Below are 26954 nucleotides of genomic sequence, written 5' to 3' on the forward strand. Positions count from 1 at the left end.
GATAATGTTATTTTTATGCTTATAATGGAGCTATTAAAGGAGGTTTTTATGAATACATGGTTTCAAAACCTAAAGGTACAATATAAATTATTGCTCAGTAATTTATTAATGCTAGTGATACCACTTATTACACTATTCCTACTGGTTGGTGGTATTTGGAGTTTGTTGCGGTTTTCTAACCCTATAGAGCAGCGCTCTTGGATGATGTTAGCACCTAGTACGATACAATCTCAAATCCTTCAATTCGAACTAGAACAAATAAATAAAAAGTTATTATCTAAAGACACGACTGTGTTTAGCTTACGTAATAATACATCTGTTATAGAAGCGCAAGGCGTTGATGTTGTTATTATGAAAGATGATACGGTACTATATATGACACCTGACAGTGATGGTGAGCATATAGTGTCTACTTTCAAGAAAATAGGATTGATTACAGATAATGATAGTAGATACTATGAATGGGATGGTGATCGATTGACATATGTTAATCGTTATGGTGACGGTATGTTGGTCATTGGAGCGGGACACATCCCCTTTATGGCAAAATCGATGGGACATGAAACAGATGAGAAGGTACTGGTAGAGTTTCTATTTGGACTAGCTCTTGCTTTAGTAGTGGCATCGGCTGTATTTGGTGGTATTTATATTGCCAATCGCTTGTCTAAGCAAATTTTATTACCTTTACAATATCTTCAAAGGGCTGCTATAGATATTAAGAAAGGGGTTACACCTAGTCTTATTAAAGTGACCTATCATGATGAGTTAGGAGAAACTTGTGAGGCTTTTAATAATATGCAAAGATCCTTAGCCAGAGAAAAGCAATTGCGTGAAGAGTATGAAGAGAAACGGAGGCAAATGATTGCAGGCATTTGCCATGATATTGCAACACCGCTTACATCTGTTAAGGGCTATGCAAGTGGTATTTTAGATGGTGTTGCACGAACTCCAGAAAAGCAAACTCATTATGTACAAATGATATATATTATGGCTGGTAATATTGAGAAATTAGTATCTATGCTGTCTGATTTTTCAAAGCTTGAGCTTGGGCAGATTGTGTATGATTATAGACCAGTTAGTTTGAATCAAGTTATTTCTGAATATATAGAAAGACATAAAGGAGATTTTGAAGATAAAGGGATTATACTGGTAGAGTCTTATGGTGAATCTGACCAACTTGTTAGAACTGATGTAAAACAATTTGTACGAATACTGGATAATATATTTTCCAATAGTTGGAAATATAGGAGTACAGATCCACTTAAGATTAATGTTAGCACTGTCTATCAGAATCATAGGGTTCGCCTTACCATTACCGATAATGGAATAGGTGTACCAGAAGCATCATTAAATCAACTATTTGACATATTTTTCCGCACCGATGAGGCCCGTAGTGAAGTGGCTAACGGGAATGGGATAGGTCTTGCCATTGTAAAACAAATTGTAATGGATATGGATGGAGAAATTTGGGCCGAAAAGGGTTTGAATGGTTCCGGTCTATCGATTATTATGGAATTTCCAATTATGACAGAGTTGGAGGAAGCATGAAAAAAATCTTGATCATAGAAGATGATAAAGGAATTTCCGAGTTGGAAAGGGATTATTTAGAGATTGAAGGGTTTGAAGTCGAGATTGCCACTGATGGCGTGACGGGGGTAGAAAAAGCCATACAAAATGATTATAGCTGTATTATCCTAGATATAATGCTTCCTAAAAAGGATGGATTCTCCATATGTAAAGATATCCGTATGAAGAAGGAAGTACCGATTCTAATGGTTAGTGCTAAACGTGAAGATATTGATAAAATTAGAGGGTTAGGAATAGGAGCAGATGATTATTTAACCAAACCTTTTAGCCCTGTAGAACTTGTAGCACGTGTAAAATCTCACATTCAACGTTTTGAAAGAATACTAGCCTCTACTGCATCTCCTGTGAAAGTTGAAGAACCTAAGATTACAGCAGGGCACCTTGAAATTAATTTGGCATCCCGTATGGTACTACTTCATGATGAGGTTGTACCTTTAACACCAAGAGAATACGAGATTCTAGTCCTTTTAGCTACACATCCAAGCCGTGTATTTACTAAAGAAGAGATTTATGAAAGGCTGTGGGAGGCAGATTCTTTTGGTGAAACATCTACGGTTATGGTTCACGTGAATCGATTGCGTATAAAGGTGGATAAGAAATATAATGGTGAACAATATATAGATACCGTATGGGGCGTAGGGTATCGATTTCACCAATGGGACAATTATAAAATAATTAAATAGAAAAAAAGCTAGAGGCTCATAGATTTTCTTGTCTACGAGCCTCTAGCTTTTTCTATTCAATTATAATACTTCTTTAATTTCAGCTGCATCGATGGATGCTTTGATATCGTCTGCCATTTTTTCGATTTTTGGAAGATCTTCTGGTTTTAAAGAGGATTTGATATCAAGTGGTTCGGATACGATTTCAATATCTTTGAAGTCGTTTTCAAAGTGGGCAACCATTGTTTTCATTGCAGCAGATGCCCAAGAGTGGTTACCAATGATGGATACCTTATGGTTTTGGAAGTTAAGTGCTTTCAATTCATGAATGAAGTTTTCCATAGTAAGGTATAGGTTCAAATTGTATGTAGGTGCAATTGTTACCAAGTTAGTGTATTTCCAAGCATCAGCGATGATGTAGGAAGCATTAGTTTTGGAAACATCGTAGATTTTGATATCTGTGACGCCGCGTTTGGACAATTGCTTAGCCAATTGTTGTGCAATAGCACGAGTGTTACCATACATAGAACCGAAGGCAATAACAACACCTTTTTTACAAGCTGTGTAGCTGGACCAGTGCAAGTATTTGCGCAAGATATAATCGATAGTTTCAGGTGTACGCCAGATAGGACCATGAAGTGGAGCAATACGCTTGATGTCAAGACCAGAAACTTTACGGATTGCATTTTGTACTTGAGGACCGTATTTACCAACTATATTTGTGTAGTAACGACGAGCTTCATCTTCGTAGGTAGCAACGTAATCAGTTTGGTCTGCAAAGATGTTACCGTTAACTGTACCGAATGTACCGAAAGCATCTGCAGAGAATAATGTACCAGTAGATTTTTCATATGTACAAGTTACTTCTGGCCAGTGAACCATAGGCATAGTGTAGGAAACTAGTGTATGTTTACCTAGGCAGATTTCGTCGCCTTCTTTTACTGTGTAGTATTGATCAGGTTTTGGAGAATTGTAGAATTGTTCAAACATGCGGAATGTTGTAGCGTTACCAACCATTTTACAGTTTGGATAGCGTTCCAATGTTTCCAACAATGTTTGGCAATGGTCTGGTTCCATATGATTTACGATGATGTAATCAAGGTCGCGACCATTTAATAGATGAGTCAAGTTATCAAAGTATTCTTCGCGAATTTCTGCATCAACAGAGTCTACAACGCAAGTTTTTTCATCGTCGATGAAATAGCTATTATAGCTAACACCATTTGGAATAGGGAATAAGTTTTCAAAACGTTCTGTAGTCCAGTCATTACTACCAATCCAGTAGATATTATGGGTCATTTTCTGAGCACAATGCATAATAAAATCCTTTCTTAACTCACATTTGTTATGTATAGGTTTACACGAATTCTCATGTTCGTAAATATATCATCAACTTATAATACTAATATTTTCGAAAAAAATCAATATTGAAAAGCCTACCCCAAGGAGTAGGCTTTCACATGAAAGAATAGTCATAAATTATTTGAAGTATTTTACACCAGATGTAAAGATTGGCATTTCTAATTGGCCAGGAATATTTTTGCTAATACCAACACCACAGCGTTCGGAGTGAGCCATCTTACCGAATACGCGACCATCAGGACTATAAATACCTTCGATAGCAGCTACAGATTGGTTAGGGTTGAAGCGGCTATCCATGGATGCGATGCCGTCAAAGTCTACATATTGTGTAGCAATTTGACCAGTTTTATTGAATTCCAATACTTGTTGAGGGGATGCGATGAAGCGACCTTCACCGTGAGAGATAGGTACAGTGTAGATTTCGCCTGCTTTAGCATCGCTCATCCAAGGAGATTTTGTAGAAATAACTTTAGTGTTAACCATACGAGACAAGTGACGACCAATGGTGTTGTACGTCAAAGTAGAATGGTCAGCAGTTAAGGTTTCAATATGACCACCTGGCAACAAGCCTAATTTGATAAGTGCTTGGAATCCGTTACAAATACCAAGTACAAGGCCATCTTGTTTGTACAAGAGATTTTCTAGGCCTTCAGCAAGGTATGGATTACGGAAGAGGGTAGCCATAAATTTACCAGAACCATCTGGTTCGTCGCCAGCACTGAAACCACCAGGGAACATAAGAATTTGAGATTCTGCTAATTTAGCTTTGATTACGTCGATAGATTCTTTTAATTGTTCTGGTGTTTGGTTTCGAATTACTACAATATCTGTTTCGGCCCCAGCTCGTTCGAAGGCACGAGCCGCATCAAATTCGCAGTTTGTACCAGGGAATACGGGAATGAGAACTTTAGGTTTGGCACCTAAGGATGTACTGCGAGGTTTAGCGTGTTGATCATGGATGTACGCTACTGCTTCTCCAGAGCCATTTGGAGCATGCATAGGGAATATATCGTTGAGTGGAGCTTCATAAGTTGCTTGGATCTCCTTGAGTGATACGGATTGATCCGCCCATTCAATAACTGGATTTGCTTGTGTTACACCGATTACTTTTAAACCTGGTAGCTCTAAGAGATAGTTAACAGCTTTAATATCTACCTCTACGATAAATGCACCAAGAGCAGGTTGGAAAATACCTCGTTCAGCATATTTATCGAATTTAACACCGATGTTGTTGCCGAGGGCCATTTTTGTGACAGCTTCAGGGATGCCGCCTTGTTCAACTACATAAGCAGAGTAAACACGACCTTTTTCAATTTGTTCTTGCAAGGTATCGCAATTTTCTTTGAAACGATCCCAATCTGGAGTGTCGTCGTACATGCGAGGCACATCGAAGAATACGAGGCGATGATCTACGCCTTTAAGGTCCTGACTTACGATATTGTCTACATGAGCTGTACCAACCGCAAAGGATACGAGCGTTGGAGGAACTGTAAGGTCCATAAATGTACCGCTCATAGAGTCTTTGCCACCAATAGCGCCAATTTCAAGTTCTTTTTGTGCTTTATAAGCGCCGAGGAGGGCTGCTACAGGTTTACCCCAAGATTCTTTTGAGTTAAGGCGTTCAAAGTACTCTTGTAATGTTAAGTATGCATCTTCACGGCGACCGCCAAGAGCTACTAACTTAGCAACAGATAATAGCACTGCATATTGAGCACCATGGTATGGGCTCCAGTCGGATAATTCAGGTACAAAGCCGTGAGTCATGATGCTAGCTGTAGTAGTTTCACCATTTAATACAGGTAATTTGGCGACCATACCTTGAGTAGGTGTCTTTTGGAATTTGCCACCAAATGGCATGAGTACTGTGTTAGCACCCACAGTGCTATCAAAGCGCTCTGCTAAACCTTGTTGAGAGGCTGTATTTAAATCGGATACGGCTGCAAGCCATTTTTCTTTGAAGTTATCTGCAGTAGAAGAACCACGTAAGAAGTAAGAACGATCTGCTGGAGCTTTTACAATTACCTCTTGTTGTTGGCTTGCACCATTTGTGTTTAAGAAGTCGCGGCTAATGTCTACAATTGTTTCGCCATTCCAGTTCATGATTAGACGATTTGTATCGGTTACATCTGCTACGACTGTGCATTCTAAGTTCTCTTCATCGCAATAAGCTTTGAATGCATCTACATCGGTAGCGGAGATAACGCAAGCCATGCGCTCTTGAGATTCAGAAATGGCTAGTTCTGTACCATCGAGGCCAGCGTATTTTTTAGGCACTAAATCAAGATTAATAGTTACGCCATCTGTTAATTCACCGATAGCAACAGAGACACCGCCTGCACCAAAGTCATTACAACGTTTGATAAGTGTAGTCACTTCACCGCGACGGAAGAGGCGTTGAATTTTACGTTCTGTAAGGGCATTGCCTTTTTGTACTTCTGCGCCGCATGTAGAAAGGGATTCTACGGTATGTTCTTTAGAAGAACCTGTAGCACCACCACAGCCATCACGACCAGTTTTACCGCCCAGTAATACTACAACATCGCCTGGAACGGGTACTTCGCGGCGCACCTGATTGCGTGGAGCTGCACCGATAACAGCGCCAATTTCCATGCGTTTTGCTACGTAGCCAGGATGGTAATATTCTTTTACCTCACCTGTAGCAAGACCGATTTGGTTGCCGTAAGAGGAGTAACCACGTGCAGCTTCTTGAGTAATTTTTTTCTGTGGTAATTTACCCTCTAATGTATCTTCAAGGCTCGTATGTGGGTCGCCAGAGCCAGTGATGCGCATTGCTTGGTATACATAGGCGCGGCCGCTCAATGGATCGCGGATACAACCGCCTAAGCAGGTAGCAGCACCACCGAATGGTTCGATTTCAGTAGGGTGATTATGGGTTTCATTTTTGAATAATAACAACCATTCTTCAGTTTTTCCGTCTACATCGACAGGAACGATGATAGTACATGCATTGATTTCATCAGATTCATCGAGATTTGTTAAACCACCAGCATGGCGCAATTCTTTTACGGCTAGTGTTGCCATGTCCATGAGGGAACGAGCTTTTTTCTTAGTTGTATAGAGCTCAGCACGACCTTCCATGTATTCTTCGAGGGCTTCTTCAATAGGGCCTGTGAAGCGACTCGCTTCGATAGAGATATCCGTTAACTCTGTCATAAATGTGGTATGACGGCAGTGGTCGGACCAATATGTATCGAAGAGGCGAATTTCTGTAATCGTAGGATCCCGGTGTTCTACCTCTGCATATTGTTGTCTAATCATTTGAAGGTCCGCTAATGTCATAGCAAGACCATAATTTTTGATAAGTCCTTCTAACTCAGCATCGCTCATTGTCGTAAAGCCATCGATAGTTGCCACTGGTTTTGGGTCCTCTAAATTGAGAGCCAAAGTATTAGGTAATTCAAGGCTTGCTTCACGGGAATCAACTGGGTTAATGTAGTATGCTTTGATGGCATTTTCTTGTTCTTTTGTGAAAGTACCTTCGATAGCAAATACACGGGCACAGCGAACAACATGTCCGGATGTAAGGGTTAGCATAGAAATACATTGCTCAGCACTATCAGCACGTTGATCATATTGCCCTGGTACATACTCAACGGCGAATATGAAACCTTGTACAGCCGGAATTTCTTCTAATACTGTATCTACAGGAGGTTCGGAGAAAATTAGATTTTTTGCAGCTTCTAAATCTTTTGCATCTAAATTTTCAATATCATATCGTTCATAAATGGTAACACCTGTAACAGGCATAGATAATTCCTGTTGCAAGGTATGTAACATGCGTTGTGCTTCTTGCTTGAAAGATTCTCGTTTTGTTACGAATAATCGTTGTATAGCCATTGTAGCCTCCTGTAATGTATATAATTCCCTGTGGGATATTGACAAATTAAGTATAGTCGGTCTAGACTTATAAGTAAAGATAATCTTACTTATGAAAAGATTAGAAATACTAATAAATATGAAAGGTTCATGAAGGTCATAAGACCTAACTTTCATGAAGATTTCTACATATTCATTATATATTGAGAGTTTATAATTATAATATAGTAAATAATATGTATATTTAAAAGTAAGACATTACTATTAGCACTATTAGTATATAACAGAGGTGACTAAAATGGCAGTATCGGCAGATTTATATAGAACCTTTTTAGGGGTAGGCTTATATTTATCCTTTTCTCGTGCCGCAAAAGAGTTAGGCGTTTCTCAATCCGCTATTAGCCAAAGTATTAAGCAATTAGAAGGCGAACTTAATATGCCTCTTTTTGTGCGCACTACAAAATCTGTAGGGTTCACGCCGGAAGGTAAGGAGTTATTTGATACGGTAGCTAAGGCCTTTTCCATTCTTGATAATGGCGTTACTCAATTACAAGAACGGGTGAGTCAAGCTTATGAAAGTTTAAACCTTGCTGCTACAGATACATTATGTCGCCATTTTTTATTGCCCTATTTCCATAAATGGCAATTGCAAGAAAGTGAAATAGGGTTACATATTATTAATCGTCCATCTCCTGATTGCGTAGAGTTAGTACTTAATAAAGAAGCGCAGCTAGCAGTGGTCAATGATTATGAAGGTTTACGCGATAATCCTCAATTGGAGGTCACTACATTGGCTACAATTCAAGATGTATTTGTTGGTGGCCCTGACTATAAAGGGGCAGGCTTCTTTGATCAAGGTCGCTTACTTAACGAGCCTATCTTATTATTACATAAGGGCTCTGCGAGCCGTACCTTCTTTGATGAAGTAACACATGGCGCATGCCGTAAGCCTCGTTTTGAACTTGGTAGCGTCGATGTATTGCTCGATCTTGTAGAAATTAATATGGGCATTTCCATGTTGCCTAACCATGTAGTGCAACAAAAGATGCAAGAAGGCTCCATCGTGCGTATCGATACAGATATTCCTGTACCAACCCGTGATATTGTACTTGTCCGTTCTCGTTTGGTACCTCAATCTGAAGGGGCGGCGCGCTTCACATCCTTGCTTATTAATCGTGAAAGCACTCGTGATAAGGTCTTATAATTATAAGACACACTTTTTGAGAGATTTCAGAAAGTGTGTCTTTTTATATTTTAGGCTAGTCTTATCTGTGCTATATTATATTGTTATAAACCTGTTGAATTTTATAATTCAGAGTTGAAAGTTTTTAAGTCTCTTTGATAGTTATTGTATTAGTCATATTGTTAAGGCTTTTACTTGATATAGGTTGACCCTAAGGGGTTATTTACGTTAAAATTTAAAGATAGTTATACTGCGGAGGTAAGAGCACATGGAATTATTAAAACAACGCATTCGTGAAGAGGGGATTGTCCTCAATAATCGCGTGCTAAAAGTCGATGGTTTTTTAAATCATCAAATCGATCCACAATTGTTTAAAGCAATTGGTAAAGAAATTGCTGATCGTTACCGTGATGCAGGGGTACAACGTATTGTTACTATTGAGGCATCTGGCATTGCATTGGCATTGATGGCTGCGCTTGAACTTGATGTGCCATTAGTATTTGCGCGTAAGAAAAAATCTATTCTTATGGTAGACGATGTATATCATAGTGTGGTGTACTCCTACACAAAAGAAGAAAACTACGATATTACTATTTCTAAAAAATTCTTGCCAGCTGGTGAAAAAGTGTTAATCATCGATGACTTCTTGGCATCTGGTGAGGCGGCTATGGGCCTTGCTAAATTGGTAGAAGACGCAGGTGATGAAGTGGTAGGTATGGCTATTGCTATCGAAAAATCCTTCCAACCTGGTCGCGAACGCCTTGAACATGCAGGTTATCGTGTAGAGTCTTTAGTTCGTATTAAAGAATTTAAAGACAATGGTTGTGTATTTATCGAAGACTAATAGTCTGATTATTTGTAGAGGGAATTATGAATCAAAAAGCAGAAAAATTCGACTTACTCATCGCTGACCTAAACAAAGGTGGTAACTCTTGGTTTACAAAGGAAGAAATGACAGACGATCTTCATACAGTCGTTTATCACGGCCGTTTGGATGTTCATGAGCATAGCTTGCCTGTATTCATCGTTGTGGATGATTCTGCATTCTCCTATGCTCGCATAGCTATCACAACCACATCTATTGATGAAAAAGTGATTCCTGCTGTGTTAAAAGAACTTAACACATTGAATCAAGATTATAAAGTATCTAAATACTATGTAAGCAATGAAGACAATAACATCTATATGGATGTATCTGTTCCTGGCTTGACAGAACAGTTTGATCCTACAGTAGTAGTTAATTTATTGCTTGAAGTTGTTCAACCACACTTAGATGCTGTGCATAAAGGCATTCTTAAAGTAGCTGGTTTAGCTTAATAGAGGTTGTTATGAATCCTAAAGCGTTATTATTTGATAAGTTTTTAAAAGACGAAGAAATCACATCCTTTGAACGTAAGGATTTTGATGATGAAGACGGTACTGTTGTATACCGTTCTTACATTAAATCCCCGTTGTGGGATATGCCGTTATTTGTCATTCTTGATAACAGTATTTACAGTGTTATTCGTTTGGTGTTGGGCCCTGAAAAGGTAACTGCACAAAATATGAATGCCTTGAATGCTTTGATTAACCGTGACAATGCGACATACAAAAACTATAAACTATATATTGATGAACAAGATTCTAGTCTATATTTGGACTGCGTATATATGTGTGGTGATGATGCGTTTGAACCTGCATTAATGTATGCATTGATGTCTTCTATTGTAGATTATGTACCTGAAGCTGTAGGTGAGTTGAAAGCTGCTTTTGAAAGTGGTACTCACTAATCAATAACAAATATATATTAATGAGCGTAATGTTCGGAAATTAAATAAAAGAGGGTATTCTATCTTTATAGATAGAATACCCTCTTTTGTTTTTGTGGAAAATATATATATGGTGTGAAATAGTGCGTTTATTGCAAGGATATTTTTGTACAAGTTGAGAGGGGATTTGTAATCAACCAAGTTGAATAAAGTTGATATAATTAAAATTGATATTTTCAAATAGTTCGGAATATAACGAATAATAAAAATAATTAATTATATAATATTCGAAAATTGTGTTGATTTTGTAAATGTTAGGTGTTACAATTTGTGTACAAGAAGGAGGTAGCACCGTGAACTATGCAAATCAACAAACTCAAAGCAAGTCTACGGAGGCTATTTGTGCGCATTTGACCCAGTCTGTTTAGGCTGGGCTTTTTTATTAGGAGGATCTATGAAGGTCGGTATTATTATGGGCAGCAAGTCTGACCTAGACACAATGAAAAAGGCATCTGCCGTACTTGATGAATTTAACATTCCTTATGAAATGGTAATCGCTTCAGCTCATCGTACACCTGAAGCTGTAAAGGATTTTGTTACACGACTTGAAGATGAAGGGGCCATCGCTTTTATAGCTGGTGCTGGTGCAGCGGCCCACTTACCAGGTGTAGTAGCTAGCTTCACTACATTGCCTGTTATCGGAATTCCTCTTAATGCAACAGCTTTAAAAGGTATCGATTCCTTGCTTGCTATTGTTCAGATGCCATCTGGTATGCCTGTAGCAACTATGGCTGTAGATGGTGCTAAAAATGCAGCACTTTTTGCAGTCCAAATTGGAGCAGCTTTCAACAAAGACTTGAAAGACCGATATGTACAGTATCGCAAAGATATGGCTGAAAAAGTATTAGCGGACAATTCTGAATTACAAGGTGCCATTAAACTATAATCGTTTGAAGCGTTTACATCATCATTTATACATCTTTGAATAGATAAGAGTAAAAGGAGACACATCATGGCTAACATCGACTTGGAAACATTAACATTATTGTACGAAGGTAAAGCAAAACAAGTATATCAAACAGATAACAAAGACGAGTACATCGTTCATTACAAAGATGATGCTACTGCATTTAACGGTGAAAAACATGATACCATCCTTGGCAAAGGCGTATTGAACAATAAGATTTCTTCTTTCTTCTTTGAATTATTGAAAAAAGAAGGCGTTCCAACTCATTTCGTTCGTCGTGAAGATGATCGTAATCAAACAGTACTTACATTGGATATCATTCCTTTAGAAGTTATCGTTCGCAACATTGCAGCTGGTTCTATGGCTAAACGCTTTGGTATTGAAGAAGGTACTCCTCTTAAACATCCAATCCTTGAATTCTGCTACAAAAATGATGAATTAGGTGACCCATTTGCCAACGAATCCCAAATCACAGCACTTGGCTGGGCTACGCAAGAACAACTTGATGTAATCTCTACTATCACGTTAAAAGTAAACGATATTTTGAAAAAATTCTTGGCTACTAAAAATGTAACTCTTGTAGATTTTAAATTAGAATTTGGTACACATAATGGTGAAGTATTATTAGGCGATGAAATCTCTCCTGATACATGCCGTTTCTGGGATGCTACAACAGGTGAAAAACTCGACAAAGACCGTTTCCGTCGAGATCTTGGCAATATTGAAGAAGCGTACAAGGAAATGTTATTCCGTCTTACTGGCGAACGCGCCTAAGGGGGCACAATGAACTACGATCCAGTTTTTGATAAATGGCATGAAGAGTGTGGTGTATTTGGTGTCTATGATAGAACCATTGATGTAGCACGCTATGTATATTGGGGACTCTTTGCGCTCCAACACCGTGGTCAAGAAAGCGCGGGCATTGCCGTCACCGATGGTCATGATGTAGAACTAAAAAAAGGTATGGGCTTGTTGACTGAGGCCATTAAAGAACTACCATCCTTACCAAGCCATATGGGGACTGGTCATGTGCGGTACTCCACAACAGGGTCCAATAATCCACGCAATATCCAACCTTTAGTAATTCATTACCAAGGTGGTCAAATTGCGGTAGCTCACAATGGTAATTTAACGAATGCTTTAGCTATTCGCAAACGCCTTGAAGCAGATGGATCTATATTCCAAACGACTATGGATTCTGAGGTTATCGTAAACCTCATTGCTCGATCTAAAGCTGAGACACAAGAGGAACGCATTGCCGATGCAGCACGTCAAATTGAAGGAGCCTTTTCTCTTGTTATTACTACGAACGACTCCTTGGTAGGTGTGCGTGATCCCCAAGGCTTTAGACCTCTTTGTTTAGGTAAAACGGCTAATGGCTATGTCCTTTCTAGTGAAAGCTGTGCCTTAGATGCTATAAAAGCCGAGTTTATTCGTCACATCGATCCAGGTGAAATGGTAATTATCGATGACTCTGGTGTGCGTAGCACAATCTACGCAGAACCAGAAAAAATCGACAAAAAGCTTTGCGTCTTTGAATATATCTATTTTGCTCGTGGCGATAGCCATATCGATGGTCAATCGGTATATCAATCTCGTCTTAATATGGGACGAGAATTATATAACGAAACAAAGTACGATGCGGATATTGTTATGTCTATTCCTGACTCTGGCACTACAGCTGCACTAGGCTATGCTCGTGCATCGGGCATACCATTTGCAGAAGGCTTAGTGAAAAACCGTTATAGTGGTCGTACCTTTATCAAGCCAAATCAAGAGGAGCGGGAATTAGCTGTTCGTATGAAGCTTAATGCATTGCCCCACATTGTAGGGGGTAAACGGATTGTCCTTATCGATGATTCTATCGTTCGCGGTACTACGAGTGGTATCATTGTTAAGATGCTAAAAGAAGCAGGTGCTAAAGAGGTTTACATGTGTGTAAGCTCACCAACAATTGAGTATTCCTGCCATTACGGTATTGATACGTCGGTGCGTAAAGAGCTAATTGCTGCTACACATACAGTAGATGAAATAAAAGATTATATTCATGCTGACAAATTACATTATTTATCTCGTGAAGGCTTATGTCGTGCTGTATCTGATATAGCGCCTAATGATTTATGTTTTGCTTGCTTTAATGGTGATTACAGTGTAGAGATTCCTGCGGAACAAGAGGAAGGGGTCAAATATGTGCTCGAATAAAACTAGTTTAACCTATCGCGATGCAGGCGTTGATATTGATGCAGGTAATCGCGCTGTCGAATTGATGAAAGAATCTGTAAAACGCACCTATACACCTGGTGTTGTAGGTGATTTAGGTGGCTTTGGGGGACTCTATTCCTTAGCTGGTCACGCTATGTCTGAGCCTATGCTCGTATCTGGTACGGATGGGGTAGGTACAAAATTGCGTCTCGCTATTATGATGGATAAACATGATTCTATTGGCCAAGACTGCGTAGCTATGAGCGTTAATGATATTCTTGTACAAGGTGCAACACCTTTATTCTTTCTCGATTACATTGCAGTTGGTAAACTTGATCCTGTTAAAGTAGCAGATATTGTGCGCGGTGTGGCTGAAGCTTGTGAAGAGTCCGGATGTGCTTTACTAGGCGGTGAAACTGCTGAAATGGCTGGGTTCTACGATAACGATGACTACGATGTAGCTGGTTTTGCCGTTGGTATCGTTGATCGCCCTAAATTGATAACTGGTGAAAGCATCAAAGCTGGCGATGTGATTTTAGGTTTGCCATCGTCTGGTGTACATTCCAATGGCTTCTCCTTGGTTCGTAAAATTGTATTCGACCATAAACAATTATCTATCGATACAGAAATTCCAGAGTTTGATAAAACCTTAGGCGAAGAATTATTGACGCCTACTCGTTTATATCCTAAAGCTGTATTGCCATTGATTGAACAACAGCTTGTAAAAGGCATGGTTCATATTACCGGCGGTGGCTTCTATGAAAATATTCCTCGCGTATTGCCAAAAGGTGTTACTGCAGAGGTAGACGTCACTACATGGCCACGACTACCTGTATTTACAAAACTACAAGAATGGGGTAATGTTGCTTGGCCTGAAATGTACCGTACTTTCAACATGGGCATTGGTATGATTGTTATCGTTAATCGAAAGGATGTAGAAACGGTTAAAGAAAACCTTTCTAGTCGTGGTGAAATGGTATATGAAATTGGCCGCATCGTAAGTGGTGATGGGCCAGTTGTCCTTAAAGGGGCTGAGTTTGATGTGTAATTCTAAAAAGCGGTTAGCCCTCTTTGCTAGTGGTCGTGGCTCCAATGGGGAAGCCTTGTATAAGGCTATGCAAGAAGGCTATATTAATGGTGAATTTGTTGTAATCATTACAGATCATGGTACAGCCGGAATTGTGGAACGTTCCAAATCTTGGAATATTCCAATTATTGTTATGGAACGTAGCGACTATGATTCTAAAGCTAGCTTCGAACAGGCTCAACTAGATGCTTTAGAGCCTTATAAGATTGATGGTATCGTCTTGGCAGGCTATATGCGCATTGTAGGTGCTCCTTTGATAGAGCGATATGAACATCGTATATTAAATATTCATCCTGCTCTGTTACCATCATTTCCAGGCCTTCATGGTCATCAACAAGCCATCGATGCAGGTGTAAAGATAACGGGGTGTACGGTACACTTTGTAGATGCAGGAATGGATACAGGCCCAATTATCATGCAGAATACGGTTCCTGTATTACCCGATGATACAGAGGAAACCTTAAGTGATAGATTATTACCTATAGAACATAAAACATATAAAGAGGCGTTACGGCTATTTTGTGAAGACAAGCTCACTATAAAAGGGAGAGTTGTTTATATTGAAGATTGATTTATGAAAGCAAAGGAAGACGTTACATGATTAAAAATGCACTTCTTAGTGTTTCAGATAAAACAGGTATTGTAGATTTTGCGAAAGGTTTAGTTGAATTAGGTGTAACTATTTATTCAACAGGTGGTACGCTTAAAGCGATTACTGATGCGGGCATTGTAGCAAAAGCCGTAGAGTCTTTAACAGGTTTTCCTGAAATGATGGATGGCCGTGTTAAGACCTTGCATCCAAAGGTTCATGGTGGCATTTTAGCAATCCGTGATAATGCGGAGCATCAACAAGCTATGGCTGATCATGGTATTGAACCAATCGACCTTGTTGTAGTCAATCTCTACCCATTCCGTGAAACCATTGCAAAACCAAATGTATCCTTAGAGGAAGCTATTGAAAATATCGATATCGGTGGCCCTACCATGGTGCGCTCTGCTGCAAAAAATCATGCGTACGTAGGCATCGTTGTAAATCCAAACCATTATGATAAAATCTTAGCAATGCTTAAAGAACATGGCGAATTGACTAAAGAATATCGCTTTGGTTTGGCGAAAGAAGCCTTTGCTCATACTGCCGCTTATGACGTAGCTATTGCTAACTATATGAGTGGTGTCTTAAATGAAGGCCCTACACCACCTGAATATTTAAGTGCTTATGAAAAGGTAACAGACCTTCGCTATGGCGAAAATCCGCATCAAAAAGCGGCATTCTACAAAGAAATTGGTACAGCTCATGGTATGGGCGCGTTAAAACAACTCCATGGTAAAGAGCTCTCCTATAACAATATCGTAGATATGGAAGCGGCTTGGAACATGGTGTGGGAGTTTACAGATCCTGCAGCTTGTATTATTAAGCATACAAACCCTTGCGGTGCGGCTACAGCGGCTACCTTGCATGATGCGTATGTAAATGCTTACGAAGCAGACTCCGTATCTGCCTTTGGTGGTATTGTAGCTTTAAACCGTGAAGTCGATGCAGCTACTGCAGAAGAAATGAGCAAAATTTTCTTAGAAGTCATTATGGCACCTGCTTTCACAAAAGAAGCATTAGAAATCCTTGAAGGAAAGAAAAATATTCGCCTCATCCAGTTATCTAAGCCTGAATCTGGCCAAGTAACAGTGAAAAAGGTTTCTGGTGGTCTATTAGTTCAAACAGAAGATGAAATTCAAGAAGACCGGGCTAACTATAAAGTGGTTACAAAGGTGCAGCCAACAGAGGAACAATGGAAAGCCCTCGAATTTGCTTGGAAGCTCGTGAAACACGTAAAATCCAATGCCATTTTGATCTCCAATGAAAAACGTACCCTCGGTGTTGGGGCTGGTCAAATGAACCGCGTTGGGTCTGCAAAAATTGCCCTTGAACAAGCTGGTGAAGCCGCAAAAGGCGCCGTATTAGCATCTGATGCGTTCTTCCCATTTGGGGATACTGTAGAAACGGCGGCAAAGCATGGTATTGCAGCCATTATCCAACCAGGTGGATCCATTCGCGATGAAGAATCCATTAAAGCAGCTGACGAAGCAGGAATTGCCATGGTATTTACAAGTATTCGTCACTTTAAACATTAATTTGTCTAGCATAATTGAGGGTTACAGTCGAGCACTAGCTCGTAATCATTAATGTGTAATGATGATTATAGAGGATATAGGTGCTTACATAAATGATGTATTGATGGCGTTTAGGCGTCGATGGAGGACTTATGAACGTATGTGTAATCGGTAACGGCGGCCGCGAACATGCATTAGCATGGCGATTGTCCATCAGCCCTAGCGTAACAAAGGTATATGCCATTCCTGGCAGTGCGGCCATGTCAGATTGTGCAGAGCTAGTCGGCATTGATTGGCAGCAAAGCGATCATTTAATTCGTTTTTTGAAAGATAATCACGTTGATTTAGTCGTTGTTGGTCCAGAGGCTCCTCTTGTAGCAGGACTAGCAGATGCACTCAATACAGCTGGAATTCCTGTATTTGGCCCATCTAAAGCAGCTGCTCAACTAGAGGGCTCAAAGGTATTTGCCAAAGACCTTATGAAAAAATATAACATACCGACTGCTGCCTATGGTGTATTCCACAAGGTGGATGAAGCAAAAGAATTTATCGCTCAAACAGGTGCTCCTATCGTAGTGAAAGCTGATGGTTTAGCGGCTGGCAAGGGCGTTGTAGTGGCTATGACTATTGACGAAGCAAATGCAGCTGTAGAAGATATGCTCAGTGGAAACCGTTTTGGAGAGGCCGGTAGTACCGTAGTTATCGAAGAGTTCATGGAAGGTGAAGAGGCGAGTTTACTTGCCTTTGTAGATGGTAAAACAGTAGTTCCCATGATTGCTTCCCAGGATCATAAACGCATCTTTGATGGCGATAAAGGCCCTAATACCGGCGGTATGGGGACCTATGCACCTGCACCAGTTCTTACTGATGCATTACGAGATGAAGCGATGAAAACAATCTTAGAACCTATGGTAGAGGCCATGCAAAAAGAGGGCATGCCTTATGTAGGTTGTCTCTATGCAGGCCTTATGATTACGCCTCAAGGTCCTAAGGTTGTAGAATTTAATGCACGCTTTGGCGATCCAGAAACACAAGTTGTATTGCCATTACTTGATAGTGATTTAGGTCAAATTATGATGGCTTGTGCCACAGGCACATTAACAGCTGATATGGTGAAATGGAAAGATTCCTCGGCAGCTTGTGTCATTCTTGCTTCTAAAGGATATCCTGAAACATCCTCCAAGGGTGATGTGATTCATGGTGATATTAAACAACATGATACAACCATCGTATTCCACTCTGGTACAAAACTTATGGGAGACGAATATGTCACAAATGGCGGCCGAGTTCTTGGCGTAGTAGGTCTTGGTAAAGACCTTAGAACGGCGCTCGATAGAGCTTATGGCCGTATAGAACACATTGATTTTGAGGGTATGCAATACCGTACAGATATTGGGGCGAAAGCTTTCAAATAAAGAAAAAGTATTTTGAATACAGTAACAGCGTTTTAAATACAGTAACAGCGTTTTAAATACAGCAAAAAAACGTTTTGAACAGAGCAAAACCTCTACACTCATGCATATTACATGTGATGTAGAGGTTTTTATTTTCTACCTTTTAATGGTTACCTATGTTATAATAATGTAGATATAAAGAGGGCCCATCGACGTGTGATGGCGTTAGGCTCATCTCAAAAATTTTGAAACCTATTGATGGCGCCTAATATGTAGAAGTACATCTTCTACATATTAGGTGTTTTTACTATAGTCTATTTTTCGTATAGCGACATACAACTATGAAATATAACAAAGAACCGTTAAAACTGAATAGTCCGGTATCATTTTGGATGAATTTCCCCAATGAAGAACGCGTGTTTTGGGTGGATCGCCAAAGTGACCGCATCGTTGTAGGCGCTAAACGTCTAGCGACGGTTAAAGATGATGACGATCGCCATAATTATGCGTATGTATTTTATGGGGATACTTTTTTTGATACTCTAAAAGACCCTAAATGGTCTGGTATGGGGCATGAAATGATTGCTTTCACCCATTACTACATCGTAGAAAACGGAGAATCCTTCTATCTCCATGCTGGTGAAAGTGTTCCTATCGAGGATTTTGAAGTGCCCCTTATTCGCCATAATTACAAGGAGACTAGTGATGATAAGGCGGATTGGAACCGTTTAATGAATGCTATTGCCAAAGGTATTAGCAGCGGTGAAATGACTAAGGTCGTTTCCTCTCGTGAGGTAGAATTCACTAGTGATACACCATATAATGTGGCAAGTATCTTGGCTAATTTGGTGGATAATAATCCAAATTGCTTTATCTTTGGCTACGAAAAGGATGGGCGTACCTTTGTAGGGGCATCGCCAGAAATTTTAGTCCGCCATCGTGGCAGTGAAATATTAAGCTATGCCTTAGCGGGCACTGCTCCAAAGGATGGTCCTAATGCGTGGACTAAGGAACAATTACTAACTAATAAGAAAAATCTTGTAGAACATAATATCGTTCGCAATCGTATCGTGAATACGATGAAACAAATTACTCCACATGTTATGGTTGGGGAAACAGGCATTATGGAGTTATCTCACCTCTATCATTTGCGAACCATAATTACCGCAAAGGATAGTACAAAATCTCTTGTGGAATGGGCTAAATTGTTACACCCTACACCAGCCCTTGGTGGTGAACCTCGAGAAAAGGCACTAGCCTTATTACAAAAGTATGAATCCCATGAGCGTGGTATGTATGCAGCACCTTTTGGCTTTATGAAAGATATGGGGGACGGCATCGTTGTGGTTGCTATTCGATCTGCTCTTATCATGGATAATGTATTATATGCCTATGCAGGATGTGGCGTTGTAGCCGATTCTAATGCGGATGAAGAATATGCTGAAACTAATAATAAAATGCGCACCATCTTGGATGCTTTATAATTGTTTCCGTACCTTTAGGGGTGTTTGAAAGGGAATATAATGAATGAATATATTGCTGCCTTGGTAGACGAGTTCTACCAACTCGGCGTCCGTCATGCCGTGTTTAGCCCTGGCTCTCGTTCTACGACGATGGCCATGCTGTTCAAGGAGCATGAAGGATTTGAAACCTATATGAATATAGATGAGCGCTCTGCTAGTTTTATGGCTCTTGGCATTGCAAAGGCTCATAAAGAACCGACTGTACTCGTTTGTACCTCAGGTTCGGCTGTGGCCCATTATTTGCCAGCTATTTTAGAAGCTCAATATACTGGGATTCCACTCGTTGTACTGTCTGCTGATAGACCTCATACACTATTGCATGTAGGGGCTCCTCAGACTGTAGATCAGCACAAAATCTTTGGTACTGCGGTCAATTATTTTGAAGAATTAGCTGTGCCTCAAGAATCTCATTACTATACATATCCACGCCAAGTAGCGCGAAAAGCGTATATGAAAGCTATGGATACTAAAAAAGGGCCAGTACACATCAATGTGCCTCTCTTTGAGCCCTTAGTACCTGAACTAGACAGTAAACACTTTGAAGCGGGACGTAGCCCCTTTAACGTAGTTAAGCCACATTATAATAGTGGCTGTAACTATGATAATACAAGTCATAGCAGTCATGTAAACAATACTAGTAGCAATAAGGATAGCTTCCTCGGACAATATAAGAATATTCTTATACTAGCTGGACCACAGGTAGATGTTGTGGAAGCTAACAATATTCTTTCTTTTGCTACAACGCTACAAGCACCTATCTTGGCAGATCCATTGTCTAATATAAGACGATGCTTAAACTCAGTTGGTAGTCATAGTGACAAGGATTGTATCGATACTAGTAAGGTTGTTATTTCTACATATGATGCATTTTTAGCGGATAAAGAGCTATGGCCTATACTAAAGCCTGATTGCGTAATTCAGTTCGGACAAATCGTTGTGTCTAAACGAGTACAACAGATGGTGGCGAGTTGGAATAATGTAGAATACATTGAGGTTAACCCTACGATGGACTCCATGAATCCAACGGGTAAAACTACTATGTACATGCAAGCAAGTATTGATGTATTTATGAATCTGTATGGTGTACAAAATGATTCCCCAGCATATCTTGGTAAATGGCAGTATTTAGAAACAGCAGGAAAAGAGAAACTAGGTACAGCATTAGAGGAACCAAGTTGTTTTGAAGGTCGTACGATACGCGAGTTACAGCAACATATTTCCAGTGATGCACAAGTACTTGTTGCCAATAGTATGAGTATTCGAGACTTTGATTACTTTTGGTTTAGTGGTGAGTCTACCGCCGTATTGTATGGCAACCGCGGTGTAAATGGTATTGATGGTACCATTTCTACTGCTTTAGGTCTTGCCACAAATGGTCTGCCTACATATCTTGTAACTGGTGATTTGTCTTTGTTCCATGATTTAAATGGATTAGCAGTAGCCAAAACGGATAATCTCAATTTGACAATTATTTTGCATAATAATGATGGAGGCGGTATTTTTGAATACTTACCTCAAAAGGGGACAAAGCATTTTGATTACTTGTTCTCTACATCGCAAGGCTTAGATTATAGCGGGGCCGCTAAACTTTATGGCTGTGGTTATACTAAAATCGCGAGTCCCGATGAATTGAGTGCTATACTAGCTAAGGTTAGCTCAGAATCAGGCGTTCATATCATTGAAATCCCTACAAATAGGGAATATAGCAGAGAATTGCATAAGAAATATACGAAGGTTTCAGTTGATATGGAGGCATTACTATGAGTCAGTATTTTTGCAGTATTGTAGATAATGCTTTGTGTAATCCAGCTCAACGCATGTACTTTGATTTAGGAGAATACCGCTACGGTTTGACTGTGGTTGGCGATGGAGAACCTATTGTGTGCTTCCATGGCTTCTCTGAATCGAGCTATACTTGGGATGCTATTAATCTTCCCGGCTATCGCGTGGTCCGTATCGACTTGATTGGTCATGGGGATTCCGATATTCCTGATGAAGATAAGGCCTATACGATTCCTCAAATGATAGAGGATTTGCATACCGTTATTTATCATATGGTGGGAGATAGATATTATCTCATGGGGTACTCCATGGGGGCCCGCATTGCCCTTTCCTACGCTTTGCAATATGAAAGTGAAATCAAAGGGCTTATTCTTGAAAGTGGATCTGTAGGTATCGCTTCTGATGATGAGCGAGCGAAGCGTCGTAAGGCCGATGAAGAGCTAGCGGTTCACATTGAAAATCATGATGGTGCGTGGTTTGCGACACGTTGGGCGGAGGCACCTATTTTTGAAAGTCAAAAACAACTTTCAGACGAGGTAGAGGAATTAATCTATTTACGTCGTTCCAATAATAGTACGTACGCCTTAGCATGTACCTTGCGTGGCTCAGGCCAGGGTGTCATGCCTTATATAGGAGATGAATTAGAAAAATTCTCTGTTGAAGGCTTATATGTGAGTGGCGCATTAGATACAAAATATACTACAATAGGAAGAGATGTATTTGGCAAGTTGCCAAACTTTACGCATGTCGTCGTCGAAGGGGCGGGGCATAATGTGCATATAGAAAAACCGCAACTATTTGAACAAGCGGTGTTAGATTTTTTACAGAAGAAAGGTTAAGTCCATGAGCAAATTTGATTGGAAAGTATTGGATCGTAATTATGAAGATGTAATTTACGAAACATATAATGGCATTGCAAAGATTACTATTAATCGCCCACAGGTACGTAACGCGTTCCGTCCTAAAACTGTTATGGAGTTAATCGATGCTTTCACAGTAGCTCGTGAAGATAACGAAGTAGGCGTAATCGTATTGACAGGTGCTAACCACGGTCAAGGTGAAGATAAAGAAGCATTCTGCTCTGGTGGCGACCAAAGTGTACGCGGTCATGGTGGTTATGTAGGCGAAGATAATGTTCCTCGTTTAAACGTTCTTGATTTGCAACGTTTGATTCGCGTTATCCCAAAACCTGTTATCGCTATGGTTAACGGTTTTGCTATTGGTGGCGGTCATGTATTGCACATCGTATGTGACCTTACAATCGCTTCTGAAAATGCTAAATTTGGTCAAACAGGCCCTCGCGTAGGTTCCTTTGACGCTGGTTATGGTGCAGGTTACTTGGCTCGCATGATCGGTCATAAACGCGCTCGCGAAGTCTGGTTCCTTTGCCGTCAATACACAGCTGCTCAAGCCTATGAAATGGGCATGGTTAACTGTGTTGTACCATTCGACAAATTGGAAGAAGAAACAGTTCAATGGTGTAACGAAATTCTTGAATTGTCCCCAATGGCATTGCGTATGTTGAAAGGTGCATTCAACGCTGATACAGACGGTCTTGCAGGCTTACAACAATTCGCAGGCGATGCTACATTGATGTACTACACAATCGATGAAGCAAAAGAAGGCCGTGATGCGTTTAAAGAAAAACGTAAACCGAACTTCAAACAATTCCCTAAATTCCCTTAATAGGGAGAGTTACTAGTCCTAGATTGAGGACTAACTAATTTTAAAATAATAAGGGCGCCTCTATATGAGGCGCCTTTCTTGTAATGTCACTAGGATATAATGTTTGGATATGAGATTAATCTTTAGAAATCATGTTTAGATACGAGGTGAGACGATGGACTGGTTACGTTATGGTGCTGAGCACTATCCTAATCGCATATGTATAAATGAATATACCTATAACGATATATACCGTGGCGTAGTCTATGTAGCTCGTAAATTAGAGCCTTTAGAAGCCACTCGTATAGCTATCTTATCTGATAACTCCGTGACGATGGCAATCTATGTATTGGCAACTATGCTCGTGCATAAAGAGGTGCTACTGCTGAATGTACATCTTAAGCCTAAGGAAATAGAAAACCAATTAGCTCAGTTAGATATTACTACTGTACTGCACAGCATTGAGCGTCGAGATCAATTGCCTCAATCTATTTCTACTATTGTTTTTGAATCGCTAGAACGTATTTTATCAGATGTAAAGCTGGAGGATACGTTTGACTGGATGTTTGCAGATAGAGAAATTGCAGCCATCATGAACACCAGTGCTACAACTGGGCAGTTTAAGTCTGTTCCTCTTCGATGGGGGCAAATTAGAGCTCATGTACAAGCCTCTAAAGAGGTGCTAGGTAAAACTGAACAAGATAATTGGCTCATGGTATTGCCATTATTCCATGTAAGTGGTCTATCTATCTTAATGCGGTCCCTTTATAATGGTACGGCTGTTACGATATTGCCTAAATATGATGAAGCTGAAGTTCTCAAACTTATAGAGTCTGAGAACATAAATATGATGTCCTTAGTGCCTACTATTTTAACTCAATTAGAGCCAAGTATTACACATCATAAGTTGCGTGTTATCTTGCTCGGTGGTGAGTTCATCCCTATGGCACTCATCGATGCTTGTGAAAAGAAATCCTTACCAATTTACAAGACCTATGGAATGACGGAAACCTTTAGTCAAAGCGTGACCTTCTCTGTATTGGATTACCCTCATAAACGAGATTCCGTAGGAAAACCATTACCAGGGATGCAGGTTCGTATTGATAATCCTGATGCGGATGGAGTAGGGGGAATCCATTTGACGGGTCCCATGGTTATGACTGGGTATATCGGCAAGGAACCTATCGATGGTGACCTTAATACTGATGATATCGGTTATGTCGATGAAGATGGATTTGTATATATTTTGAATCGTCGCAAGGATCTCATCATTTCTGGTGGTGAAAATATTTATCCAAAGGAATTAGAGGATTTAGTCTATACATTGCCGGCGGTGAAGGAATGTGCGGTTGTACCTGTATCTGATCCTAAATGGGGCCAAGTACCAGCACTCTTTGTGACTTTTCACGATGATGAAAGCATGACAATCGATGAGATTCTATCCTTTATGACTAATTCTTTGGCAAAGTATAAAATCCCTAAATATGTAAAAATTTTACCTGCATTACCTCGTAATGGCACAGGTAAAATTGTGCGTAATGAACTGTGTTTAGAAGATTGAGGCGCCTATGAATGATATTTTAAACTTTAAAAGTATAACTACATATCGCCTTAAACTGCCGTTGAAGTTTAACTTTAAAACTGCCAAAGGTGAAGTAAAAGAACGAGAAACTATCGTCATTTGCATTGAGGATCAACAAGGCTATGTAGGTTATGGGGAATGCGTGGCTTTCACAGAGCCCTTTTATACAGCAGAAACTGTAGATACATGCTGGCGAAAATTAGTGGATGACTATATTTTTAATCTCCGTTTGATGCGCCCTAAGCCGCTCATGACCTATGTGCGTCAGCTACAGTTTTGGCTAAATCGAGATCATATGCCTATGACCATTGCGGCCTTAGAAAATGCATTGATTAACCTTCATTGCGAGCGATTAGGTGTAAACTCCGTCTCCTATATTATGGGGCGGCCTTTACAAGATACCATTGAAAGCGGCGTTGTTATCGGTGATGTACCGATGGAACAATTGCTAGCTGCCGTAGAAGCTCATGTGGCAAATGGTTGTAAGCGCATCAAGTTAAAGGTGAATCCTACAGATGGATACGAACGGGCAGCCTTAGTACGTAAGCATTACCCCGATTTAGTCTTGGCAGCCGATGCAAATCAAAGCTATTCTTATGATGATATTGATAAGGTCCGTCAATTTAACGATTTGAAGTTAGCTTGCATAGAAGAGCCTTTTGCTATAACAACGCTTCAATCCTATAAGGAATGGAAGTGGGAACACCTCAACAACGATGATTGGCATATTGAAACGCCTATCTGTTTAGATGAATCTATATTGGGTTATGATGATTTATCCTATGCTATTGAATATGGTCTAATTGATGTACTTAACATAAAAGTAGGCCGTATGGGTGGTCTCGTACCTACTAAAGCAGCTATTAATCTTTGTAGAGAGTGTCATATTCCGTATTGGGTGGGTAGCATGGTAGAGTCGGGCATTTCTAAAATGTTGCACGCTCAACTAGCGGCTCTAGGTGATTCCTATATGGCAGGAGATTTATCTGATTCTACTAGATATTTTGAACGAGATCTCATCTATCCAGATTTAACATTTAAAGATGGGGTTATGCACGTCCCTGATGGGGATGGCTTAGGTGTAACTGTTTTTGATGATAGATTAGAAGCGTATTGTGTGGAGAAACGAACACTATGAATTTAATAGAATCCTTACAAATTGAAGCACCTCGTATGACGAGCGATACTACATGCATTGCAAAAATGAACTTAGGAGAATTCCACAAACAGCCTCAAGGCTATCTAAATGGTGGTGCCACCTTAGCCTTTGCAGAAATCGTTGCAGGTATGATAAGTAATGAACTTATTGGGGCAGATAAATTTGGTGTAGGACAATCTGTAACAGCCAATCACTTGCGCCCTGTACGATGTGAAGGGGCCTTAACAGCTCACGGCACATTACTGGTAAAAGGGAAAACGTCCCATGTGTGGCGCTTTGATATGCTAGACGATGCAGAGCGACTTATTTCCCAAGTAACCGTAACACTAGCTATTGTGGACTTTGATCGATAATAGATAACAAGTAATATAAAATGATAAAAGGACAGTAAATACTATTTCAGTATGTACTGTCCTTTTATGGTTTTGAATGTCTTATTAATTACTTTTTACTTACGAGTTACTGTATATAAGTCTTCCATGTCTGGAATATCGTAAATAACCCATGTGCCATCACCTAAATGACGCATCAAAACGCGTATATCTTTTGTCATATTTTTTTTATTGTTTTGGATTGTTACTGTTACGGTAGCTGTATCTCCATCGTCTTCAGATTTGATATTTTTAACCTCTACATCATGCGCTTTGAAGAGACGACCATCTACAAGGCGATCGACCATGGACATGTTGTCATCACTTTGAGCCGTATTGTTAGTGTCTGTTGTAGTTGGCTGAGATTTAAAGCTATCTGGATCTTCAATATATTTTCGCATCACATCTTCAATTAAAGATGGACCAAATGTTTTAGCTGCTGCAATAGTAGCTTTGCCAAATGGATTGGATGTATCTATATATTTATTGCCTTCCCGTTCTAATATATTTTTTACAATAGATTTCGTATCTATATGGCGTAAGGCTTCATCGGCATCTTTATCTTGTACGGCTTGATGAATAATTTTTAGCGTATAGGCTGGTGTGTGGGGAATGTACCACATGAAATACCATGCTGCTGCTAAAGCACCTACAATAGCAATAATTAAGATGGTTATAAGTGATTTTGATTTCATTGTATTGCTCCAAAGTATTTTATCTGTCTCTTATACACATCT

General features: G+C 39.9%; 23 protein-coding genes. 20 read left to right on the forward strand and 3 right to left on the reverse strand.

Features of this window, described 5'->3' with window-relative positions; all coding sequences use genetic code 11:
* Window positions 1-48: 48 nt before the first annotated feature.
* Both VCHSUH03_RS08390 and VCHSUH03_RS08395 read left to right on the forward strand, forming a co-directional pair.
* Window positions 49-1548 carry a HAMP domain-containing sensor histidine kinase gene (locus VCHSUH03_RS08390; RefSeq protein WP_105094715.1) on the forward strand — a complete coding sequence of 500 codons (1500 nt, stop codon included), beginning with the start codon at window positions 49-51 and terminating at the stop codon, window positions 1546-1548.
* Window positions 1545-2270, forward strand: coding sequence for a response regulator transcription factor (locus tag VCHSUH03_RS08395; RefSeq protein ID WP_105085265.1), 726 nt, complete (start codon window positions 1545-1547; stop codon window positions 2268-2270). Before VCHSUH03_RS08390 ends, VCHSUH03_RS08395 begins: the two co-directional genes overlap by 4 nt.
* 60 nt (window positions 2271-2330) lie before the next feature.
* Here the strand turns inward: VCHSUH03_RS08395 and VCHSUH03_RS08400 are convergent, their stop codons facing one another.
* A complete protein-coding gene (locus VCHSUH03_RS08400) occupies window positions 2331-3566 on the reverse strand; it encodes an FprA family A-type flavoprotein (RefSeq protein ID WP_105094716.1) in 1236 nt (411 codons plus the stop codon).
* 162 nt (window positions 3567-3728) lie between these two features.
* Window positions 3729-7469, reverse strand: coding sequence for a phosphoribosylformylglycinamidine synthase (locus VCHSUH03_RS08405; RefSeq protein ID WP_105094717.1), 3741 nt, complete (start codon window positions 7467-7469; stop codon window positions 3729-3731).
* A 277-nt stretch (window positions 7470-7746) separates the two neighbouring features.
* Here VCHSUH03_RS08405 and VCHSUH03_RS08410 point away from each other — a divergent pair, with 277 nt between their 5' ends.
* From VCHSUH03_RS08410 to VCHSUH03_RS08495, 18 genes are all read left to right on the forward strand, one after another.
* Window positions 7747-8652, forward strand: coding sequence for a LysR family transcriptional regulator (locus VCHSUH03_RS08410; protein WP_024064082.1), 906 nt, complete (start codon window positions 7747-7749; stop codon window positions 8650-8652).
* Window positions 8653-8899: 247 nt separating this feature from the next.
* Entirely contained in the window at window positions 8900-9475 is a 576-nt protein-coding gene (locus VCHSUH03_RS08415) for a xanthine phosphoribosyltransferase (protein ID WP_105085269.1), read from the forward strand.
* Between the two features lie 26 nt (window positions 9476-9501).
* Window positions 9502-9948, forward strand: coding sequence for a hypothetical protein (locus tag VCHSUH03_RS08420; RefSeq protein WP_024064651.1), 447 nt, complete (start codon window positions 9502-9504; stop codon window positions 9946-9948).
* 11 nt (window positions 9949-9959) lie between these two features.
* A complete protein-coding gene (locus VCHSUH03_RS08425; RefSeq protein ID WP_105094718.1) occupies window positions 9960-10400 on the forward strand; it encodes a hypothetical protein in 441 nt (146 codons plus the stop codon).
* Window positions 10401-10833: 433 nt separating this feature from the next.
* Window positions 10834-11325, forward strand: coding sequence for a 5-(carboxyamino)imidazole ribonucleotide mutase (gene purE, locus VCHSUH03_RS08430; RefSeq protein WP_105090186.1), 492 nt, complete (start codon window positions 10834-10836; stop codon window positions 11323-11325).
* A 66-nt stretch (window positions 11326-11391) separates the two neighbouring features.
* Window positions 11392-12120 (forward strand): phosphoribosylaminoimidazolesuccinocarboxamide synthase, encoded by a 729-nt coding sequence (gene purC, locus VCHSUH03_RS08435; protein ID WP_105090187.1) that lies wholly within the window; start codon window positions 11392-11394, stop codon window positions 12118-12120.
* Window positions 12121-12129: 9 nt separating this feature from the next.
* Window positions 12130-13548 (forward strand): amidophosphoribosyltransferase, encoded by a 1419-nt coding sequence (gene purF, locus VCHSUH03_RS08440; protein ID WP_105094719.1) that lies wholly within the window; start codon window positions 12130-12132, stop codon window positions 13546-13548.
* A complete protein-coding gene (purM, locus tag VCHSUH03_RS08445; RefSeq protein WP_105094720.1) occupies window positions 13535-14596 on the forward strand; it encodes a phosphoribosylformylglycinamidine cyclo-ligase in 1062 nt (353 codons plus the stop codon). Before purF ends, purM begins: the two co-directional genes overlap by 14 nt.
* Complete coding sequence (gene purN, locus VCHSUH03_RS08450; protein WP_105090190.1) at window positions 14589-15206, forward strand: phosphoribosylglycinamide formyltransferase; 618 nt, start codon at window positions 14589-14591, stop codon at window positions 15204-15206. The genes purM and purN overlap by 8 nt, the downstream gene beginning before the upstream one ends.
* 26 nt (window positions 15207-15232) lie before the next feature.
* On the forward strand, window positions 15233-16762 hold the full coding sequence (purH, locus tag VCHSUH03_RS08455) for a bifunctional phosphoribosylaminoimidazolecarboxamide formyltransferase/IMP cyclohydrolase (RefSeq protein ID WP_105094721.1): 1530 nt from the start codon (window positions 15233-15235) through the stop codon (window positions 16760-16762).
* Window positions 16763-16893: 131 nt separating this feature from the next.
* Window positions 16894-18156, forward strand: a complete 1263-nt coding sequence (gene purD / locus VCHSUH03_RS08460) for a phosphoribosylamine--glycine ligase (protein WP_105090192.1) — start codon at window positions 16894-16896, stop codon at window positions 18154-18156.
* 320 nt (window positions 18157-18476) lie between these two features.
* The gene (locus tag VCHSUH03_RS08465; protein ID WP_105094722.1) at window positions 18477-19619 is read left to right on the forward strand and encodes an isochorismate synthase; all 1143 of its coding nucleotides are present in this window, start codon (window positions 18477-18479) and stop codon (window positions 19617-19619) included.
* 39 nt (window positions 19620-19658) lie between these two features.
* Window positions 19659-21422 (forward strand): 2-succinyl-5-enolpyruvyl-6-hydroxy-3-cyclohexene-1-carboxylic-acid synthase, encoded by a 1764-nt coding sequence (menD, locus tag VCHSUH03_RS08470; protein WP_105094723.1) that lies wholly within the window; start codon window positions 19659-19661, stop codon window positions 21420-21422.
* Window positions 21419-22279, forward strand: a complete 861-nt coding sequence (gene menH / locus VCHSUH03_RS08475; RefSeq protein ID WP_105094724.1) for a 2-succinyl-6-hydroxy-2,4-cyclohexadiene-1-carboxylate synthase — start codon at window positions 21419-21421, stop codon at window positions 22277-22279. The genes menD and menH overlap by 4 nt, the downstream gene beginning before the upstream one ends.
* A gap of 4 nt (window positions 22280-22283) precedes the next feature.
* Window positions 22284-23126 (forward strand): 1,4-dihydroxy-2-naphthoyl-CoA synthase, encoded by an 843-nt coding sequence (gene menB, locus VCHSUH03_RS08480; RefSeq protein WP_005387880.1) that lies wholly within the window; start codon window positions 22284-22286, stop codon window positions 23124-23126.
* Window positions 23127-23280: 154 nt separating this feature from the next.
* A complete protein-coding gene (gene menE / locus VCHSUH03_RS08485) occupies window positions 23281-24666 on the forward strand; it encodes an o-succinylbenzoate--CoA ligase (protein ID WP_105094725.1) in 1386 nt (461 codons plus the stop codon).
* Between the two features lie 7 nt (window positions 24667-24673).
* Window positions 24674-25825 (forward strand): o-succinylbenzoate synthase, encoded by a 1152-nt coding sequence (gene menC, locus VCHSUH03_RS08490; RefSeq protein WP_105094726.1) that lies wholly within the window; start codon window positions 24674-24676, stop codon window positions 25823-25825.
* Entirely contained in the window at window positions 25822-26199 is a 378-nt protein-coding gene (locus tag VCHSUH03_RS08495; protein ID WP_105094727.1) for a PaaI family thioesterase, read from the forward strand. The genes menC and VCHSUH03_RS08495 overlap by 4 nt, the downstream gene beginning before the upstream one ends.
* A 95-nt stretch (window positions 26200-26294) precedes the next feature.
* Here the strand turns inward: VCHSUH03_RS08495 and VCHSUH03_RS08500 are convergent, their stop codons facing one another.
* Window positions 26295-26912 carry a hypothetical protein gene (locus VCHSUH03_RS08500; protein ID WP_105094728.1) on the reverse strand — a complete coding sequence of 206 codons (618 nt, stop codon included), beginning with the start codon at window positions 26910-26912 and terminating at the stop codon, window positions 26295-26297.
* Between the last annotated feature and the right edge of the window lie 42 nt (window positions 26913-26954).

Source organism: Veillonella infantium (assembly GCF_002959895.1).
Classification (GTDB): Bacteria; Bacillota; Negativicutes; order Veillonellales; family Veillonellaceae; genus Veillonella; species Veillonella infantium.

What these genes read in the sequence shown, in the direction of transcription:
- purH (WP_105094721.1), top strand. Translation starts at nt 15,233, where the DNA reads ATGATTAAAAATGCACTTCTTAGTGTTTCAGATAAAACAGGTATTGTA.
- VCHSUH03_RS08420 (WP_024064651.1), top strand. Translation starts at nt 9,502, where the DNA reads ATGAATCAAAAAGCAGAAAAATTCGACTTACTCATCGCTGACCTAAAC.
- purC (WP_105090187.1), top strand. Translation starts at nt 11,392, where the DNA reads ATGGCTAACATCGACTTGGAAACATTAACATTATTGTACGAAGGTAAA.
- VCHSUH03_RS08410 (WP_024064082.1), top strand. Translation starts at nt 7,747, where the DNA reads ATGGCAGTATCGGCAGATTTATATAGAACCTTTTTAGGGGTAGGCTTA.
- VCHSUH03_RS08400 (WP_105094716.1), bottom strand. Translation starts at nt 3,566, where the DNA reads ATGCATTGTGCTCAGAAAATGACCCATAATATCTACTGGATTGGTAGT.
- purN (WP_105090190.1), top strand. Translation starts at nt 14,589, where the DNA reads ATGTGTAATTCTAAAAAGCGGTTAGCCCTCTTTGCTAGTGGTCGTGGC.
- VCHSUH03_RS08390 (WP_105094715.1), top strand. Translation starts at nt 49, where the DNA reads ATGAATACATGGTTTCAAAACCTAAAGGTACAATATAAATTATTGCTC.
- VCHSUH03_RS08425 (WP_105094718.1), top strand. Translation starts at nt 9,960, where the DNA reads ATGAATCCTAAAGCGTTATTATTTGATAAGTTTTTAAAAGACGAAGAA.
- menE (WP_105094725.1), top strand. Translation starts at nt 23,281, where the DNA reads ATGGACTGGTTACGTTATGGTGCTGAGCACTATCCTAATCGCATATGT.
- menD (WP_105094723.1), top strand. Translation starts at nt 19,659, where the DNA reads ATGAATGAATATATTGCTGCCTTGGTAGACGAGTTCTACCAACTCGGC.
- VCHSUH03_RS08415 (WP_105085269.1), top strand. Translation starts at nt 8,900, where the DNA reads ATGGAATTATTAAAACAACGCATTCGTGAAGAGGGGATTGTCCTCAAT.
- menC (WP_105094726.1), top strand. Translation starts at nt 24,674, where the DNA reads ATGAATGATATTTTAAACTTTAAAAGTATAACTACATATCGCCTTAAA.
- VCHSUH03_RS08500 (WP_105094728.1), bottom strand. Translation starts at nt 26,912, where the DNA reads ATGAAATCAAAATCACTTATAACCATCTTAATTATTGCTATTGTAGGT.
- VCHSUH03_RS08395 (WP_105085265.1), top strand. Translation starts at nt 1,545, where the DNA reads ATGAAAAAAATCTTGATCATAGAAGATGATAAAGGAATTTCCGAGTTG.
- purD (WP_105090192.1), top strand. Translation starts at nt 16,894, where the DNA reads ATGAACGTATGTGTAATCGGTAACGGCGGCCGCGAACATGCATTAGCA.
- VCHSUH03_RS08495 (WP_105094727.1), top strand. Translation starts at nt 25,822, where the DNA reads ATGAATTTAATAGAATCCTTACAAATTGAAGCACCTCGTATGACGAGC.
- VCHSUH03_RS08405 (WP_105094717.1), bottom strand. Translation starts at nt 7,469, where the DNA reads ATGGCTATACAACGATTATTCGTAACAAAACGAGAATCTTTCAAGCAA.
- purF (WP_105094719.1), top strand. Translation starts at nt 12,130, where the DNA reads ATGAACTACGATCCAGTTTTTGATAAATGGCATGAAGAGTGTGGTGTA.
- VCHSUH03_RS08465 (WP_105094722.1), top strand. Translation starts at nt 18,477, where the DNA reads ATGAAATATAACAAAGAACCGTTAAAACTGAATAGTCCGGTATCATTT.
- menB (WP_005387880.1), top strand. Translation starts at nt 22,284, where the DNA reads ATGAGCAAATTTGATTGGAAAGTATTGGATCGTAATTATGAAGATGTA.
- menH (WP_105094724.1), top strand. Translation starts at nt 21,419, where the DNA reads ATGAGTCAGTATTTTTGCAGTATTGTAGATAATGCTTTGTGTAATCCA.
- purE (WP_105090186.1), top strand. Translation starts at nt 10,834, where the DNA reads ATGAAGGTCGGTATTATTATGGGCAGCAAGTCTGACCTAGACACAATG.
- purM (WP_105094720.1), top strand. Translation starts at nt 13,535, where the DNA reads ATGTGCTCGAATAAAACTAGTTTAACCTATCGCGATGCAGGCGTTGAT.